The organism is Enterococcus sp. LJL51, from assembly GCF_054871795.1.
Map to the genome: position 1 here is coordinate 24,337 of NZ_JBTXLW010000020.1, position 17,215 is coordinate 41,551.

Annotated in this window: 15 protein-coding genes; 12 read left to right on the forward strand and 3 right to left on the reverse strand. The window is 36.4% G+C overall.

The features are described from left to right. Positions 1–190: 190 nt before the first annotated feature. From ACYSNQ_RS15450 to ACYSNQ_RS15500, 11 genes are all read left to right on the forward strand, one after another. A complete protein-coding gene (locus ACYSNQ_RS15450) occupies positions 191–1,699 on the forward strand; it encodes an AAA family ATPase (RefSeq protein ID WP_426084481.1) in 1,509 nt (502 codons plus the stop codon). Then, positions 1,677–2,528 (forward strand): HNH endonuclease, encoded by an 852-nt coding sequence (locus tag ACYSNQ_RS15455; RefSeq protein WP_426084482.1) that lies wholly within the window; start codon positions 1,677–1,679, stop codon positions 2,526–2,528. The genes ACYSNQ_RS15450 and ACYSNQ_RS15455 overlap by 23 nt, the downstream gene beginning before the upstream one ends. Positions 2,529–2,769: 241 nt before the next feature. After that, complete coding sequence (locus ACYSNQ_RS15460; RefSeq protein ID WP_426084483.1) at positions 2,770–3,072, forward strand: hypothetical protein; 303 nt, start codon at positions 2,770–2,772, stop codon at positions 3,070–3,072. A gap of 278 nt (positions 3,073–3,350) precedes the next feature. Further along, positions 3,351–4,010 carry a hypothetical protein gene (locus ACYSNQ_RS15465; RefSeq protein WP_426084484.1) on the forward strand — a complete coding sequence of 220 codons (660 nt, stop codon included), beginning with the start codon at positions 3,351–3,353 and terminating at the stop codon, positions 4,008–4,010. A 368-nt stretch (positions 4,011–4,378) separates the two neighbouring features. Further along, positions 4,379–5,206 carry a phosphate acyltransferase gene (locus ACYSNQ_RS15470; RefSeq protein WP_426084485.1) on the forward strand — a complete coding sequence of 276 codons (828 nt, stop codon included), beginning with the start codon at positions 4,379–4,381 and terminating at the stop codon, positions 5,204–5,206. A gap of 5 nt (positions 5,207–5,211) precedes the next feature. Continuing rightward, positions 5,212–6,288: a butyrate kinase gene (gene buk, locus ACYSNQ_RS15475; RefSeq protein ID WP_426084486.1), complete on the forward strand. Its 1,077-nt coding sequence runs from the start codon at positions 5,212–5,214 to the stop codon at positions 6,286–6,288. Positions 6,289–6,570: 282 nt separating this feature from the next. Beyond that, the gene (locus ACYSNQ_RS15480; RefSeq protein ID WP_426084487.1) at positions 6,571–7,287 is read left to right on the forward strand and encodes a DUF5131 family protein; all 717 of its coding nucleotides are present in this window, start codon (positions 6,571–6,573) and stop codon (positions 7,285–7,287) included. A gap of 365 nt (positions 7,288–7,652) precedes the next feature. Continuing rightward, positions 7,653–8,357: a GntR family transcriptional regulator gene (locus ACYSNQ_RS15485; protein ID WP_426084488.1), complete on the forward strand. Its 705-nt coding sequence runs from the start codon at positions 7,653–7,655 to the stop codon at positions 8,355–8,357. A gap of 167 nt (positions 8,358–8,524) precedes the next feature. Beyond that, positions 8,525–9,868 (forward strand): PTS sugar transporter subunit IIC, encoded by a 1,344-nt coding sequence (locus ACYSNQ_RS15490; protein WP_461731387.1) that lies wholly within the window; start codon positions 8,525–8,527, stop codon positions 9,866–9,868. Positions 9,869–9,925: 57 nt separating this feature from the next. Further along, positions 9,926–11,311: a glycoside hydrolase family 1 protein gene (locus tag ACYSNQ_RS15495; protein ID WP_426084489.1), complete on the forward strand. Its 1,386-nt coding sequence runs from the start codon at positions 9,926–9,928 to the stop codon at positions 11,309–11,311. Positions 11,312–11,986: 675 nt separating this feature from the next. Beyond that, a complete protein-coding gene (locus tag ACYSNQ_RS15500; RefSeq protein WP_426084490.1) occupies positions 11,987–13,507 on the forward strand; it encodes a flavocytochrome c in 1,521 nt (506 codons plus the stop codon). Positions 13,508–13,820: 313 nt separating this feature from the next. Here the strand turns inward: ACYSNQ_RS15500 and ACYSNQ_RS15505 are convergent, their stop codons facing one another. Both ACYSNQ_RS15505 and ACYSNQ_RS15510 read right to left on the reverse strand, forming a co-directional pair. Continuing rightward, complete coding sequence (locus ACYSNQ_RS15505) at positions 13,821–14,120, reverse strand: hypothetical protein (RefSeq protein WP_426084491.1); 300 nt, start codon at positions 14,118–14,120, stop codon at positions 13,821–13,823. An 80-nt stretch (positions 14,121–14,200) separates the two neighbouring features. Continuing rightward, positions 14,201–15,103 (reverse strand): helix-turn-helix transcriptional regulator, encoded by a 903-nt coding sequence (locus tag ACYSNQ_RS15510; RefSeq protein ID WP_426084492.1) that lies wholly within the window; start codon positions 15,101–15,103, stop codon positions 14,201–14,203. Between the two features lie 423 nt (positions 15,104–15,526). On the opposite strand from ACYSNQ_RS15510, the gene ACYSNQ_RS15515 reads away from it, so the two are divergent. Beyond that, complete coding sequence (locus tag ACYSNQ_RS15515; RefSeq protein ID WP_426084493.1) at positions 15,527–15,763, forward strand: hypothetical protein; 237 nt, start codon at positions 15,527–15,529, stop codon at positions 15,761–15,763. Between the two features lie 245 nt (positions 15,764–16,008). Here ACYSNQ_RS15515 and ACYSNQ_RS15520 read toward each other — a convergent pair whose 3' ends face one another. Next, complete coding sequence (locus ACYSNQ_RS15520; RefSeq protein ID WP_426084494.1) at positions 16,009–17,163, reverse strand: ROK family protein; 1,155 nt, start codon at positions 17,161–17,163, stop codon at positions 16,009–16,011. Positions 17,164–17,215: the final 52 nt, after the last annotated feature.

The window sequence follows — 17,215 nt, forward strand, 5'->3', positions numbered from 1 at the left end:
GTTTTAGAAGTATAATATAGATGTACCTTTGAATTGATAGGGAAACTATTGATTAGCTAAACTATCCATAAACGTGTAAGATTTTTGAATTAGATTCAGAAAAAAATAATTGCAAACTCTACATCTTTTGAAGAAGTAACATCTATAGTTATTAAAATAGATTAAGAAAATTTAATTAGGAGGATTTGAAATGATTGAATTGAAATTGACATATATTCCTTGGAATGACTATGGCTTCTATACTCATTATAAATTATTTTTTTCTTATAAAGTAAAAAAATCTAGAAGTGAAAGAAATGTTTCGTTAGGGAGAATATTAATAGTTAATCCAGAACTTGCGAAGTTGAAAAAAGAGGAAGAACCTTACCACAATAGCAAGGATATAGAAGGAGATGTGGATAGTATTGGAACGAATTATATAAGTTTAGGATATTCTAAAGAGTACTATTCTAAACTTTATTCCTATGATAAAGAATATCCTGGATTGATAAAACTTATCAAAGAGAAGTTGAATGATATTGTTCTTAATGAAACGGTTGATAGATATAAAGATTATGATTTTTTTAAGCTCTCCTTTACTAGAGCTTTTTCACTTCATATGATTCAAAAAGTGTATCCAAGAATTGTCAGTATTGGTAACGAAAAAAAAGATTACTATTTAAAATTTAAATTTAAATCAAGAAAATTTAAAGGGTATGTTGAAATTGATACAAAGGTAAATAATTTGCTTTCAAACAATATTTATGCAGTTATTGGAAATAATGGGGTAGGAAAAACGAAATTACTAAAACGAATAATAAAAAAATTAAAGAAGAACAATTATGAGGTCAAATCAGAAGATGAGTATTTTGATATCAATAGAATATTATTATTGACAATGAGTTCTTTTGACGATCATGAAAATTATATTAACGATGATGATAATATAGAGTATATAGGAATTAAGGATTATAACAGTATTGATGCATTAAAGTCGACCGAGTTACTTTTATTGGAGCTGTATGAATTTTTGAAAAGTATAAAATCTGATGAAAATAAGTATAAAGAACTAGAGTATATACTTAATCAACAGATTGCTACTTTTGATTCATTTTTAAGAGATTTCATAGAAGATTCCATCCTTAGTTATGAAATAGATGATGAAAGACAAGAAAATAGAAACACAAAAAATAAATTTCAAAAATCATTAAAAAATAAATTTCAAGAGTTGAGCTCTGGACAAGCTAATTTACTATATATGACTTTCAGTTTAATAGCGGTGGTAGAGGAGGACATGTTTGCCGTTATCGATGAACCCGAATTGTATTTACATCCTTTATACGTTATGGGATACATTAATTTATTGAATTATATTTTTGAACGTCGTAATGCTATTGCGTTTATTTCTACACACTCACCTTTAATAATTCAACAGATTCCAAGTAATTGTGTGTATAAAATTACTTTTGATGATATTGAAGAAAAGAGAGCTATAGAAAAAATAGATTTTCCTTGTTTTGGTGAAAATTTAAGTATTATCAATGATAGAATTTTTAATATCAAAAAGTTTGAGGCAGGTTTTTACAGAGAACTTGCAAGTAAAAAGATTGAGGAACTAGAAGAGATATATGAAAATAATGATATTGGTATAGAAGCAAAAATATATATTAAGCGTAGGATAAGAGAGGTCGTAGATAATGATGAAAATTCTTCCTCCTAAAATTACGGTTGAAGATGTTATAGAAAATCTTTATATCAGTAATGTCGAAAATAAAAAAATTATAGAAACGAATGGGTTTAAAAGAGTTGTTAAAAAGTCTGAAAGGGAATTGAATGATTTTTTTTGCCAAAGGGATCTATCCTCTAAAAATCCACTATATCCAAAGAAAAGCAAACCGTTTAGTGTTGCACTTGGCAATAAAAAGCGTGTGACTGTCAAGAAAGATAAGATGCATACACTCTATAATCGGCTTAGGGGAGGCGCATGGGGAAACTTTAAAAAATACTTTTATCCTCTTCATGAGAGTAAATGTGCTTATTGTGGTGTATTACATGCAGGCACACTTGATCATATTTTTCCAAAGGAAACTTACTATACCTTTTCCATAATCCCAAGCAACTTAGTCCGTAGCTGTTCTTATTGCAATGGTAAAAAAAATACTTTTGTATCTGAAATTATGGTTTATTATCCATATAATGAAAAACCACTGTATGATTTTTTGCAGGTCAAGAATCTAAAGGTTGATAATAGTGGTCTCAATACTGAGATGGAAAAAATCTCCCCTGCTGTATATGAAGATTACATTAATAAATTAAGTCTAAAAGATAGATTGGCTGATATAATCGCAGAGGAAATCACACCTCTAATTGCTTCTTTTTCAAAAATATACGATATAAATAGTGACTATGAATTGTTTATTGAAGAATTAAAACATCATAAGTCTGTTACTCTTTCTAGAAAATACTTAGAAGATGCACTAGATAAGCTTGATACAGACGATTTGAAAGCTGGTATTGTAGATTTAGTATTTGAACTTCTGAACCAATAAGAGGGATTTGAACTGTCAAGTGTGTAATTTGCGAATATCTTTACCTTGTACTTGTGAAAATATCATTTTTCATGACAACTGATTTATGCCAATTTTGATGATGTCTATTGTATATCGAAAATTATAATTCAGTGGCGTGAAATCAAATATTACAAAGGAGAATTTAGAATGTCATGAATAATCTGATTTTTGGAAGAATATTCATTTTTTATTGTACCTAAATATAGAAAAAGGAGAAATCATGGAGCTTATTGATCAAAAGGAAATTAAACGTTTTCGGAAATTATTTCTAAAAAAGCAAGGCTCTTTAAATAAGATTGAATTTTTGAAAGAACGATATGAGGCTGAAGGGAATTTATTTCATAAAATCCTTTTACATAGTGGTATAATATACAATTTGAGCTTGATGGAAATCGATGAATTAGTAGATTTTGTTAACACTTTGAAACTGGATACTTCTGAGGAAATGAAAGAGGATCTATTATTTTTGCAGTATTTGTTAGAAAAAGAATTTATGTATGCAAAAGAAACAGACAGTATGTAGAAGAAAATCTAAAATCTATCCGCATTGAAGATACTCTCAGTTATTTAGAGTATGTAAAATTCAATTTTATAGTAAATGGGATTAGCATAGATGGAGAAAAATATATTTCATCTATAGCTAACTCTCAATACGACCATCTATTGGACAGCTTTCCTGGAATTGTTGAATACATACGAAAGTATGATATACAAAATGCAAATAAAGAAGTAAGAAAACTTAATGCAGCTTGCAAGAAACTTTATCAGTTGGAAGCACGCCGGAACTCGATAAGGAGCTTCATGAATTCAGTAATGATGGGACTTGAAAAACCGAGGAAAATTGAAAAATATGTACACGGGGACAGAGACTTTGGAACTGTTTATTTTATGTCATCTAGGCCGACATATTGGCCTGTTTTAGAAATACATCGGGACTTAAATTTTATTTACTATAGCGAATTAGAATCGAGTATTCAAACTTCTTTGGCTGAAGAAACAGGTTATATGAACTCGTTTATTAATGGAGATATGATAAAGGTTGACATTGAAAATGGAATAGAGTGGCTTGTAGAGAAGGATGTCCTTCGAGAATACAAGCTTATTTCTCCAATGTATGGAAGTACAAACAATTCATTTGTATATAAGAATATAGAATATAAAATTATTGATTTGCTAAATGTTTATAAAGCGCTAAAAAGATATAATTATAAAAATAACGATCTGTGGATGGATAATTTTAAGTGTAATGGAGATATAGGTTCTATTAAAGCAGTTGGTGAACGGGGATTGATTAGGATGTTAGGACTAAAGTATACAGAAATAGAGCTAGTGAGATTGTTATCATTCGATATTAAAGGTGATGAAAACAGTACGCTATTAAATTACAAACCTTTAATTCGTTCTGGTTCTGTCTATTATTTGATGTCAACTTGGAATATGTTTCTTTTGGACGAGCAATAGATAAGATATTATCTGATTATAAGAATGTAGAAGTTAAGTTGGAGGGACAAGACGAAAAGGGGATACTTTTCGAGAATACTGTAGAACGTTTTTTTCGAGATTGTAATATAACTACTTTGCTACATAAAACATGCAAAATTATCCCTTATAGGACCTATTCCCTTTTGTAATGAAGGTTACCTCTTTGACTATTAATGGTTTAATCAGAGTAGGAATAGCAGGTGAGCGTACCGCCTTGAAGTCCTCACTTTTAGCTTACAGCATATATCCGATAAATGAGACGCATAACTAAAAGAGGATATAAATATCTATGTGCGTAAGCGCTTTCTTTGTGGTATGGTAGAGAAAAGTGCAGAGGTGAGTTGAAGATGACGAATGTTGCAGTACCGGGCGGATCTCAGCCAGAAATACTGGAACTGGTAAAAGCTGCTAAAAGGAAGTATGGTTCAGCGGTAAATTTTTATATTTTTGATGAAGCTGAAAATATTGACCAGGATAATTTGTGGACGTACATTTCCTGTGAAAAAGGAACAATGATTCAAAAAGCAGTCCAGAGTTTAACGGACGGGCAGACGCAGATTCTTTTAAAAGGAATCGTTCAAACCCATGACATGCTCAAAGAGGTGTTGAAAAAGGAGCATGCATTAAAAAGCCAGTCTTTGCTTTCCCACGTTTCAATCATTGATATTCCCAAATTAGGCCGTCCTCTATTACTAACTGATGCTGGGATGAATATCGCACCCACTAAAGATCAGCAGATTCAAATTATTGAAAATGCCGTTTCAGTTGCTGAGAAAATGGGGCTTGCAAAACCGAAGGTTGCCTTGCTCAGCTCTGCGGAAACCTACAATCCTAAAATGCCTTCCTCCATTTTGGCTCAGGAAGTCACCGAGTATTTCCGTAATCAAGAGGAGTTTATTGTTTATGGTCCTTTGTCCTTAGACTTGGCCTTGTCTAAAGAAGCGGTCGCTCATAAAAAATTTACTGGCCCAATCGAAGGGGATGCTGATATTTTAGTTGTTCCTTCGATTGATGTGGGCAATGTCTTTTATAAATCGTTACTTCTATTTGGAAATGCCTCAACGGGGGGACTTATCGCTGGAGTCAAAATACCTATTGTTTTAACGTCAAGAAGTGATTCTGTAGAAAATAAGCTTTACTCATTAGAATTTGCACTAGAGCAATTAAAGGAGTGAAAAATATGCTGGAGGTAGTGTTAGTTATTAATCCCGGGTCCACTTCAACAAAAGTGGCTCTTTTTGCTGATGGACAGGTGCTTGCGGAACAAAAAATCGATCATTCTAGTACAGAGCTATCTGAATTCCCCGGAGTTATCCTTCAAAAGGATTTTAGGAGACAGGCAATTCAAACCTTTATCAGCACAAAATTGGAGCAGCCCTTTATTATGAAGGCGGTTGTCGGACGAGGAGGGCTGCTGAAGCCGATTCCCGGCGGAACCTATGTAGTTAATCAAGATATGCTGAATGATTTGGAAACAGAAAAATATAATACGCATGCCTCCAACTTAGGGGCTATTTTAGCAGCTGATTTTGCCAAACAATATGGTGTCGCTGCATACATTGTTGATCCTGTGGTCACTGATGAGCTGCAGCCGGTTGCTCGGATTTCCGGACTTAACGGCATTGAGCGGCGATCAGTGGGACACATTCTAAACCAAAAAGCGGTGGCTCGGACAGTGCTGGCAAAGCACGGTAAAAAATATGAAGAAAGTCAGGTCGTTGTCGCTCATCTAGGCGGAGGAGTGAGTATCGGGGCTCATAAACTGGGGCGTATCATTGATCTATCCAATGGACTTGATGGAGAAGGACCATATACACCAGAACGAACCGGCAGTTTGCCTTTGGTCAGTTTTGCGGAAAAGGTAGTACAGGAAAAATTAACATTACCAGAAATTAAACGGATGCTTGCTGGAATTGGCGGCTTAAAATCCTATTTAAATGAAATCGATATTCGGGCAATTGAACAGCGGATAGCCGCTGGGGAGGAAAATATTAAAATTTATTTAGATGGTATGAGCTATCAGATAAATAAAGAGATTGCTGCGATGGCCGCTGTACTGAATGGACAGGTGGATTTAATCATTCTCACTGGCGGAATTAGTTATTCTACTTATATTGTTGAAGCAATCGAACAGGGGATTGGCTGGATTGCACCAGTTGAGGTGTTGGCTGGAGAAATGGAAATGGACGCATTGTACCAAGGAGTGGTACGTGTACTAAGCGGTACTGAACAAGCAAAAGAGTATAAGAGTGTATAGACCAAGTTCTCAAAAAGAATACAAGTAAACTGTAAAGAGCTGTGACTGTAGTATGCCATAGCTCTTTTGACTTGAATAACTGATACTCCAGTCCGTCAATGATTCTGTCTGTGATTGGTCTTTTACTGGTTTGATGGGAAACTATTCTCTTTCAAGGAGCAGTTCATTCAGTCAAAGAACCTGTCTCTGTTTTTATTTTACAGAACTTGGGTCAAGAAAATTATGATATTATTAATAGAATAGAGCTATGTTAAAGATTGAACAAGGGAAGGAGCAACTATCATGGCATTTTGGAATCCGTGGAGCGGCTGCAAGCGAGTCAGCGAAGGCTGCCGCTATTGTTTTATTCATGAAGGAGCTAAGAAAAGACAGCGTGAAGCCGATAAAATAGTAAAGGCACAGAGCTTCGATGCGCCAATAAAAAAAAGCAAGGGGACTTACGTCATCGAATCCGGTTCAACCATTTATACGTGTTTTAAAAGTGATTTCCTGCTTGAAGAGGCTGATGAATGGCGAGCTGAATGCTGGGCTATGATCCGGGAGCGTTCCGATTGCCGGTTTATTTTCCTGACTAAAAGAATCGAACGGCTGCAGGAGTGTCTGCCTAGTGACTGGGGTTCCGGATATGAAAATGTGACTATCGGTGTCTCTGTTGAAAATCAGCAGATTGCTGATAAACGTCTTCCGATATTACAGTCGCTGCCCATTCGCCATAAAAATATTATTTGTCAGCCGCTGCTGGGACCAATTGATCTTTCTGAGTATTTAACAGGAATTGAACTGGTTATGGCTGGAGGAGAATATCACAAAGAGGGACGTCTCATGGACTATCAATGGGTCCTTGACATCCGTCAGCAATGTATCGAGCAGAATGTATCGTTTGAGTTCCGCCAATGCAGTACACATTTTATTAAAGATGGCATCACTTACCGGCTGAATTATCGCCAGCTGTTTTCCCAGGCGAAAAAGGCAGCAATCAATTGGTCTTCTAAAGATTAACAATTGCCCTTTCAATCTCTAAATAGGGACTGCATTCTAGGATGAGAATGCCAGTTTTAGTAAAGTTGCTTTTTAGGTATGAACACTGGAGAAGTGATTATTGGTTTTTCTACAATTCATTTAATTTTATGTAATCTGCTGATGGTTGTTATGAGATTCTACAAATATTAGCCTTTTACAACAAGGATAATCCTATTGTAAATAAGGCTTTCTTCATCAAAGCAGCTTAAAATTCGGGAATTGATAACTAAAATGGCAAAGTAGAAGTTTTCCTCTTCCAAATTCTTTATAGTTGTATAGTTTGTTTACAAATTAAAGATATTCTATTACTATATAAGTATATACAAATTTCGAGGAGGATAAGAATGCCTAAATACAAAGAAATTGCGATTGCCTTAAAGAAAAAAATTGTTGAGGGTGATTTCAAGGAAAGCGAACTGTTGCCTGATCAAGAAACATTGGCTAAATCCTATAATACAAGTCGAGTAACCGTCAGAAAAGCAATACAATTGCTAATCGATGAAGGTCTATTGTATACGAGACGGGGATCAGGGACGTATGTCAGAAATAATATCAAAAAGAACAATAAGAATGTCACGCAAATCAATAGCGTATTTGGTACATCTGTCCAAGAGGGTGTGGCGGTTACCAGTAAAATCATCCGTTTTGACGTTCGCTTTCCGACTCCGTATGAGTCTGAGGAACTGAAGATAAAAACGACCGACCCGGTCTATGATATTAAGCGTGTGAGATATGTAAATAACGAGGCAAGAAGTATAGAAACATCAATTATGCCGCTAAAGTACATCAAAGATTTGGATGAGAAGATTTTGATGGGCTCTATATATAATTATATACGGGATGAGCTAGGTTATATAATTAGTGCTGCGCAGCGTGTGATTATTGCTTCTAAGGCAAATGATTTGGATAGTAAAGAGTTTAATATCGAAGTAGGGGACCCAATTCTGGAGACGAATCAGGTGGTCTTCTTTGATGATGGGACCCCGTTTGATTTATCTGAAACAAGATATCCCTACACTTCAGGAAAAATAGTTGCTGATATAAACTAGCTAGGTATGTTAAAGAAAGGACTTTACTTGTAAATGTCGAGTAGAGTCTTTTTTTATTCCATAAAATTAGTATACACTTATTTTAATTATGTATTTACAAAAATATTTGTAAGTGTTATCATGTGTTAAAGGTTAGCGCGCAGCTATAAATAATTTGGGAGGTACAAATGGTGGATGAGAATAAAAATCAAAAAAGAGAAGTTTTGATGGGGAAATTTGTTCAGACAGCTCAAAAAATTGGAAATCAGATTTATTTAAGAACGTTACGTGATTCGTTTGCGACTATCATGCCTTTATTCATTTTAGCTGGTATTGCCATTCTGATTAACTCGGTAGTATTAGATTCTACTGGGTGGTTCAAGGATATTATTAGTGCGGATACAATGTCGACTTGGCAAAATTGGGGAAATATTATTGCCAACGCAACGTTAAATATCACAGGTATCATCCTTGTGATTGCCATTGGATATTTTCTGGCAAAAAATAGGGATTATGACAACCCAATAGGGGTAGTCATCGCTGTTGTTCCGGCATTTCTGACGTTGCTTCCGCTGATGATTGAGACGACGCCAATCGATGCAGAAGCAGCTGTAACAATCAATGGTGTTATCAGCTATGGAAACATCGGCTCAAAAGGGGTTTTTGCCGCAATCATTACAGGTCTGTTAGCAACTGAAATGTATATTCGTCTCACTCGATCTAAAAGATTGAAAATCAATTTAGGCGACAGTGTACCACCAGCAGTTGGGAAGTCCTTTAACACAATGATTCCTTTGATTATTGTCGTTTCACTATTTGCCTTAGCTTCATTTCTAATTCAGCTAACTGGAAATGATTTTATGTCAATCATTGAGCGCTTCATTCAAGAACCTTTACGTGGTGTTGGAACATCGTTGTTTGGCTATTTATTCTTAGTTTGTCTGGGAAACTTGCTGTTTTCTTTTGGTATTCATCAATCTGTAATCACAGGACCGATTCTGGATCCGCTATTGATGGTAAATATGAATGAAAATATGGATGCAGCGGCAGCAGGGCAGGATGCTCCTCATATTATCAACTCAGCGTTTCATCAAGTATATGGTGCTTTGATGGGCGGAACGGGTTCAACGATTGCGTTAATCCTGGCAATCTTGATTTTTAGCCGCTATCGAGCGTATAGAGATTTGTCCAAGCTGGCTTTAGGACCTAATCTTTTTAATATTAATGAGCCTGTCATCTTTGGTTTGCCTATTGTATTTAATTTACCGATGATTATTCCTTTCGTTTTATCTCCTATTATCGGTACAGGTATTGGATATTTTGCAACAGCGGTAGGGCTGGTAAATCCATGCGTTGTCACAATTCCTTGGACGACACCGCCATTTTTAAGCGGCTTTTTAGCAACAGCGGGAGATTGGCGAGCTGTTATTGTTCAAGCAATCATTATCGTTGCACTGGTATTTTTCTATCTGCCATTTTTGAAGGTCAGTGAACGGGTTGCTCGTGCAAGTGCTGAGATGACAATTTCTTAGTCTGTTAAAAAGTTGAAAGAACGATTGATAAAGAAGAATGATGATTGGAATGAGATGATGAAAAAGAAAACATTTTTTTGGGGAGATTCCTCATCAAGTATGCAAACCGAAGGTGCTTGGAATGAAGATGGAAAAGGCCATTCCGTTTATGATATTCGTGAAGCAACGGAAACTACATCAGATTGGAAAGACGGCATCGACCGATATAACCGATACGAGGAAGATCTCGATTTGATGCAGGAGATGGGGATGAACTTTTATCGATTCCAAACATCTTGGTCGCGGGTTAATCCTACAGGTGATGGAGCATTTAATGAAGCAGGACTCTTGTTTTATGACCGCTATATCGATGCGATGTTGGAACGAAATATTGAGCCGATGCTATGCCTTTATCACTTTGACATGCCTCTTCACTTAGCACAAAATTACGAGGGGTTCATGAGTAAACATGTTGTAGAGGCCTTTGTAGAATATGGAAAAAAAGTAGTAGACCGCTACAAAAATAAGGTGAAATACTGGGTTACCTTTAATGAGCAAAACTTGTATTCAACCCCGTTGGCACTACTATATGGCGGTACGTTAACTACAGAAGATACAACAGAAAATATCCATCAAATTGCACATAATATCATGGTGGCACATGCAAAGATTGCTAACTACATCCATGAAACGACAGATGGTGAAATTGGCGGGATGCTGGCCTATTCGAATATGTATCCTGCGTCAAATGATCCTAAGGATATACGCATAGCAAGAGAATGGGACGAGTTTATCAATCAAAACCTTTTAAATGCTTTTTGTGGACGCGGGTATTCCAAACAAGTTCGAACGTTTGAAAAACAGCAGTTAGATTTAGATATATCAGAAGAAGAACTTGCAGAAATCGAAAAAGTAACGAGTGACTTTTTAGCATTTAGCTACTATTGTACTGGTTCCATCAGTCATAAAAACATTCCGTCAGATGCAGCACCAAATTATTATTTATCTTTTGGCGATGTTGAGAACCCTTTTGTCTCAAATAATCAGTGGAATCTTGGGATAGATCCTCTTGGTTTTAGGGATATAATCAATAAGATGTACCAAAAATACAATATACCGATTTTTCCTGTAGAAAACGGAATAGGCGTAAAGGAAGAATGGGATGGGAAGACAGCAATTCAGGATGATTACCGAATTTACTACCATGAGCAGCATATCAAAGCGATGAAGGATGCAATGATTATTGATGGATGTGATGTGCTAGGATATCTTGGGTGGGGACTAATTGATTTGCCGAGCTCTAAGGGCGATATGGAAAAGAGATATGGGATGGTTTATGTCAACAGAGGAAATCATGAGTTGCGGGATATGAAGCGAGTACCTAAAAAAAGCTTCTATTGGTTCAAAGATTTTCTGAAAAAAGAACACGGTATGCTAGGTTGTCAGAAGATTGAAGAGAGATAGAGTGTAAAGCTTGCTATCGAGGGAAGGTATGAATCGAAAGTCAATGGAATATAATTGAAAGAAAAGCTGCTTTCCTATTTTCCTAGGTACAATGTAAAACGTGGAACTTATTCCAAGCTTTATTTATAACTATCTATCAAAGCTAAGTCGGTCAATGGGTATTCTATAATTAACTGTCAGCTCACTACCATCATCTTGAAATTTCGCAGTGTGTCAGCGTATCATACATGTCGCTGAATAAGGACAAAGTATTCAGCTTTAGAAGCATAAAAAACAGTATTGTTTATTGACTAGAGCGTGTCGGAACAAGTTAATGGCGAATAGTTTCAAACCTGCTGGGAAGTTGTCGGCAGAACTACTCGCTTATACGTTACATAAGCCGTGTTTGCTTTTTGTTGTCCACAATCGTTCCTGAAAGTTTCAGCTGCCAAGCTACTTTTTAGTCATGCTCTAATATATCGAGAATAGGGCAATAATCAGATTTTTCTTCTGATTATTGTCCAAAATCTGTTATTGCGGGAAGAAATGATATCAGCTATACTTGATTATGGTAGAAAAAACTTTTTTGCTCAAAATGTCAGGAAGAACATTGGGTAATTATTTATTGAGTTTTCTTGCTCATTTAATCACATTTAAGTTACTTCTATTGTATTTTAATTATTGGGGGAATAATAAGTGAAGAAAAGTGTGCTAAAAAAAGGATTCATCGGACTAACAACGTTGTTTTTACTAGGGGCTTGCGGCGCTGACTCTGCTGGAAAAGGTGCCACAGAGAAAAGTAAAGAAAGCTCCAGCTCTGCTGAAGTAGCATCAGGGGCTTCTGCAACAGAATATACAGATCCTTCTGAGCTAAAAGACAGCTATGATATTATTATCGTTGGTGGTGGTGGTGCCGGAATGGCAGCTGCTTTATCAGCCAAAGAGGAAGGTATGAATCCGGTGATTTTAGAAAAGCTTCCAGTTGCCGGCGGAAATACGATGAAATCTTCAGGAGGAATGAACGCCTCTGAGACGAAATTTCAGGAAGCACAAGGAATTGAAGATAGTAATGATTTATTTTTTGAAGATACTCTAAAGGGCGGAAAAGAGACGAACGATAAAGAATTACTGCGCTATTTAGTGGATAATTCTTCACCTGCGATTGATTGGCTGGATTCAATGGATATTACACTGGATAATATCAGTTATAGTGGTGGAGCAAGTGTGAAAAGAATTCATCGTCCGAATGATGGGTCTGCAGTTGGCGCTTATCTGGTAGATGGGCTTGTAAGAAATATCTACGAAAAAGACATTCCTTTGTTTGTTAATACAGAAGTTACCAAAATTATTAAAGATAAGGAGCAGGTAACAGGGGTAGAGGTAAAAATAGATGGAGAAACCAAGACTATTTCTGGAGATGCGGTTGTTATTACGACTGGTGGATTTGGTTCCAATAAGGAAATGATTGAGGAATATCGTCCTGAGCTGAAAGATTATGTAAGCACAACATCGGAAGGTAGTACAGGTGACGGTATACGCATGGTCGAAGAAGTCGGCGGTGCAGTGGTTGACATGAAACAGATTCAAGTGCATCCGACAGTTGTACAGGATTCTGGTATGTTGATTAGTGAAACTGTCCGTGGTGAAGGCGGAATCTTGGTTAATCAACAAGGTGAACGTTTCTATAATGAGTTGGAAACTCGCGACAATGTATCTAAAGCCATTACAGCTCTTCCAGAAAGCTATGCTTACCTTATTTTTGATGGTGCATTAGCTGAACGTGCTAAACAAGTAGATTTCTACAAAGATCAAGGTGTTGTCATTGAAGGTGAGACAATCGAAGATTTGGCTAAAGAAATCGATATGACTCCTGAGACATTAAAAGAAACAGTTGATACATGGAACAAAGCAGTAAAAGACCAATCAGACGAAGCATTCAAACGTACAACCGCAATGGATTATGACTTAACAACTGGTCCATACTATGCGATTAAAATTGCACCAGGTATCCATCATACAATGGGTGGTGTTAAAATCAATACTAAAACAGAGGTTTTAGATAAAGATGGTTCTGCAGTTACAGGCTTATATGCGGCTGGAGAGGTTACTGGCGGAATACATGGACAAAACCGTATTGGTGGAAACGCAGTTGCTGACATTATTGTTTTTGGTAGACAAGCTGGAACACAATCGGCTCAATTTGCAGCTAAGAAATAGATTGTATTTTAGACCTTGATTTTCCAAAAAAGCAATGAAGCTGGAAAAAGGCGTTTTTATGTCAAATTCTGGTGCTAGGATAAAAGCTAAATAACGTCGTAAAGCTTGGAACAAAATCAGAGGCATCCTGATTTTGTTCCAAGCTTTTCTGGTAGTATGAGAGGATTTCGTCAATTATCAGGACAACGGGCTGGATAATTGGCAAAAACAATATCAAAGCCACTCTTACCTCATAAACAGGAACGACCGGATTTTAGTTTGACTGAGAATCGTGAGAACCAACCAATTTAATAAAGAAACCTTCTGAAATAAATCAGTGACTTTCCTCAACAGAAAATAGCTGCAGCTTACAGCTTTTCATATTTATGAAAGAATAAAATTCGCGGGCAGCAGAGCTGTTTCCACCAGCAGTTTCGCCATTTTTTGCATCTTCCGCAGTTTCCCATTCAACCAAATCAACCCAAGTTTCCTCATCTCGAAGTACTTTCCAGGAAATAAATCCTTTTTGCTTCGACAACACTTCGTCGTTGCAGCTTTTTGAAGCAAGTAGAAAATCTTCTACTGATACATTTTCTTTAAGCGTGTACGTGATAAACCAAATAGCCTTAGACATGGTAAAATTCCTCATTTCTAAATTTTATTTTGTTTTGCTATTTGAGTATATCAAGGGAAATGTGACAGCAGTGTGTCACATTATAAATATTTTTGTGAAATCATTTTTGCTTCATTTTTTATGCTGACACGAATATGCTCTGGCTCCAATACTTCCGCATAACGGCCAAAAGATAAAATAAACCCATACAGCCAGTTATTCTCTGGCCAGAAGACTGTTACAATGAAGCCGCCATCCGACTGTTTTTCAATCATGCTCTCATGAAAATCATCAAACACTCGGAAGGCTCTTTCTGGTTCTATCCGAAGCTTGATTCTGACCAGATTCGGTTCTTTCTGGTTGAGAGAACCAGCTTTAGTTGATAGTAGCAGGGAATCCCGCGCAGTAAAGCTTTGGTCAGTGACAACCAGGTTTTTGATTCGGCCTATTTTGAATAACCGTATGTCCTGCTTCGTTAGAGAGAATCCCTTTAGATACCAGGCTTTAGATTTAAACCAAACTTGTATAGGCTCTACACGGCGAAAGGTTTTCTTTCCTTCTTGATTGTAGTAATCAAATTCAATAATTCGTCGTTGGACGATTGCTGTTTTAAAGTCATTGAAAAAATCATTTTCATGGCTCCAGCCTGAAAAATCCACTTCCATCCAGTTTGTTATGGTTTTGTTGAATAGTGTAGATAATTTTTGCAGTACTTGGTTAGTATCTTCTGTTTTAATACTTGATAAACCATATAATGCAGATAAAATCTCTGTTTGCTCGCCTTCGTTTAATAATGATTTGTTCAGTACAAAATTAGGCAAAAGACTGATACCGCCTCCCTTTCCTCTTTTCGTATAGACAGGAATTCCTGCTGTGCTCAAAGCGTCTATGTCACGGCAAATAGTTCGTCTTGAAACACCGAAGTATTCAGTCAATTCTCTTGCTGAGACACTTTTCCTATCCAAAAGGATATAAACTATTTCGAATAGCCTGTTGATCTGCATACTTATCACCTGAAATCATTTTTTTATTCGTTAAATATACTATATCATAAGAGAGTGTGACGGAGCTCCTCCATGGGAAGAGGAATCGCAGGAACAGAAGGGTTTTGTCTTGAGACTTGACAGTAGGTACGCTTATCATCGAACTAAGCCATTGTTTTAGCTGAGCTTCTTCAATCGTGGGAAATCTTCAAAATAAATGCAAAAAGGCAACATGAAAGGGAAAGAGTCTGGGACATAAACTGAGGTGCCCTACAAATGTTAGACAAGAAAATCTAATGATTATGGGGTATTTTTATGTCAAAATAGTCAAGTGAATTCAAATTGGAAGTCGTAACAGAATACCAAAAAGAAAAACTATCTTATGAAGAATTAACTTAAAAATATGGGATTCCTTCACCAACACCCATTAAAGGATGGATAAGATTGGTTGAAGTTCAAGGAAAAGCCGCCTTGATGAAACGTAAACGCCAACATTTTTCTGATAAACAAAAGCTGACTGTAGTAGACTATACAGAGTTGATGGCGGAATATGCTAAACTTGGAGAAACAATAACAAATGCAGGGGATGATTTTTCCTCCTCATCTGCGATGGCTATTTATACAAACATGTTGACGAAATCAACGAAACTAACGGAGCTTTATTTGCAGTTAGGCCAATAATAAGACTCTATTTAGAACGAACCATTACTGGAGGCTATTCTTTTGTGTCTGGGCGCTTAACTAAAAGCTTGTTGTCTTCAAAAAAATCCTAGCAGGAAATTTTCCTGTTAGGATTTTTTGTTATTTATCTTTGCTTATCCCCTGTCGCCATTTGACTAATCAGATTTTGAAGAAAAGCCAACTGTTGAAAAGCGTGCTTCAATTATTTCTGTACATCTAAATTAAAATTAATGAGTTGAAAAAAACTAACCAATGAGTTTCACTCGTTCTACGTCTAAAAAATGCTGCAAGTTTAGTACAAGCCCGCCCAAAAGAGTTGCTTTGTCATTTAAAGAGGAATTTCTGACAATGACTTTATTTGAAAAACGGTTTTTCAAGCTGCCTTTTAATTGCTGAATCATATCAGGGATTTCACGATAAAGGGAGCTGTTCAGCACGATAACTTCAGGGTCATAGTGGGCAATTAAGTTATTAATGCCTATGCTTAAATACTGGCAGTTTTCTTTAACAACCTGAACAGCATCAGGGTCGTTATTCTGGTAATATTCCCGAAGAATGACGGAATTGACGTAGTCCATTGATTTAATTTGTGCAAATTTTTCAAAACAAACTTTATTGGCTGCATACATTTCTAGACAGCCATGATTTCCGCAAGGGCATTTCTCCCCATTCATAACTACAATTTGGTGACCTATTTCACCGGCAAACCCATGAGAGCCCACTTGTAGTTCGCCGTTTTGAACAATCCCGGCACCAATCCCACTATGCATGTTTATGCTGATTAGACTGGAAGAATCGGAAGTAAAGGTGTATTCGCCCAAAGCAGATAAATTCGCTTCGTTTTCTAGATAAACGGGATAATCACTTAGCTCTTCCGCAATTTGCCGAAAAGAAATTTGTTCTAAATTATGATGAGGGGTAAAAATGATATCGCCATTGTAAACTGGTCCGTGAATGGCAAGGACGACGCCGATAACCCCGTAATTGGTCTTGGGTAATATTTCGTTAAATGAAGTGAAGATTTCCGCAAAATATTTTTTTATGGTCTCTTCATCCAAGGTAATTGGTTTCTTTTGAAAAATGCTGACTTCTTCTCCGTCAAGATAGGTTAGTAGCGCATTAATATAATTATAGCCAACATCAATCGAAATTGACAGACCAGCTTTACCGTTGTACTTCAAGATGATTGGTTTACGGCCTCCCGCGTTGCTGGATGAACCGATTCCTGTTTCCAGCACTAAATAATCCTCAATCAATTTTTTTACAATGACAGAAACAGTTGCCTTTGTAAGGCCTGTCATTGTGGCTAAATCTGCTCGAGAAAGATTTCGGTTGTTCATAATAAGCTCGAGACACAAGGATTCATTAGGTGTACGTCGGGTGTAATGTAAATTTTCCATCGAAAAAACACCTCCTATTAATTTGTTTGTTATATATACTTAATACAGTATA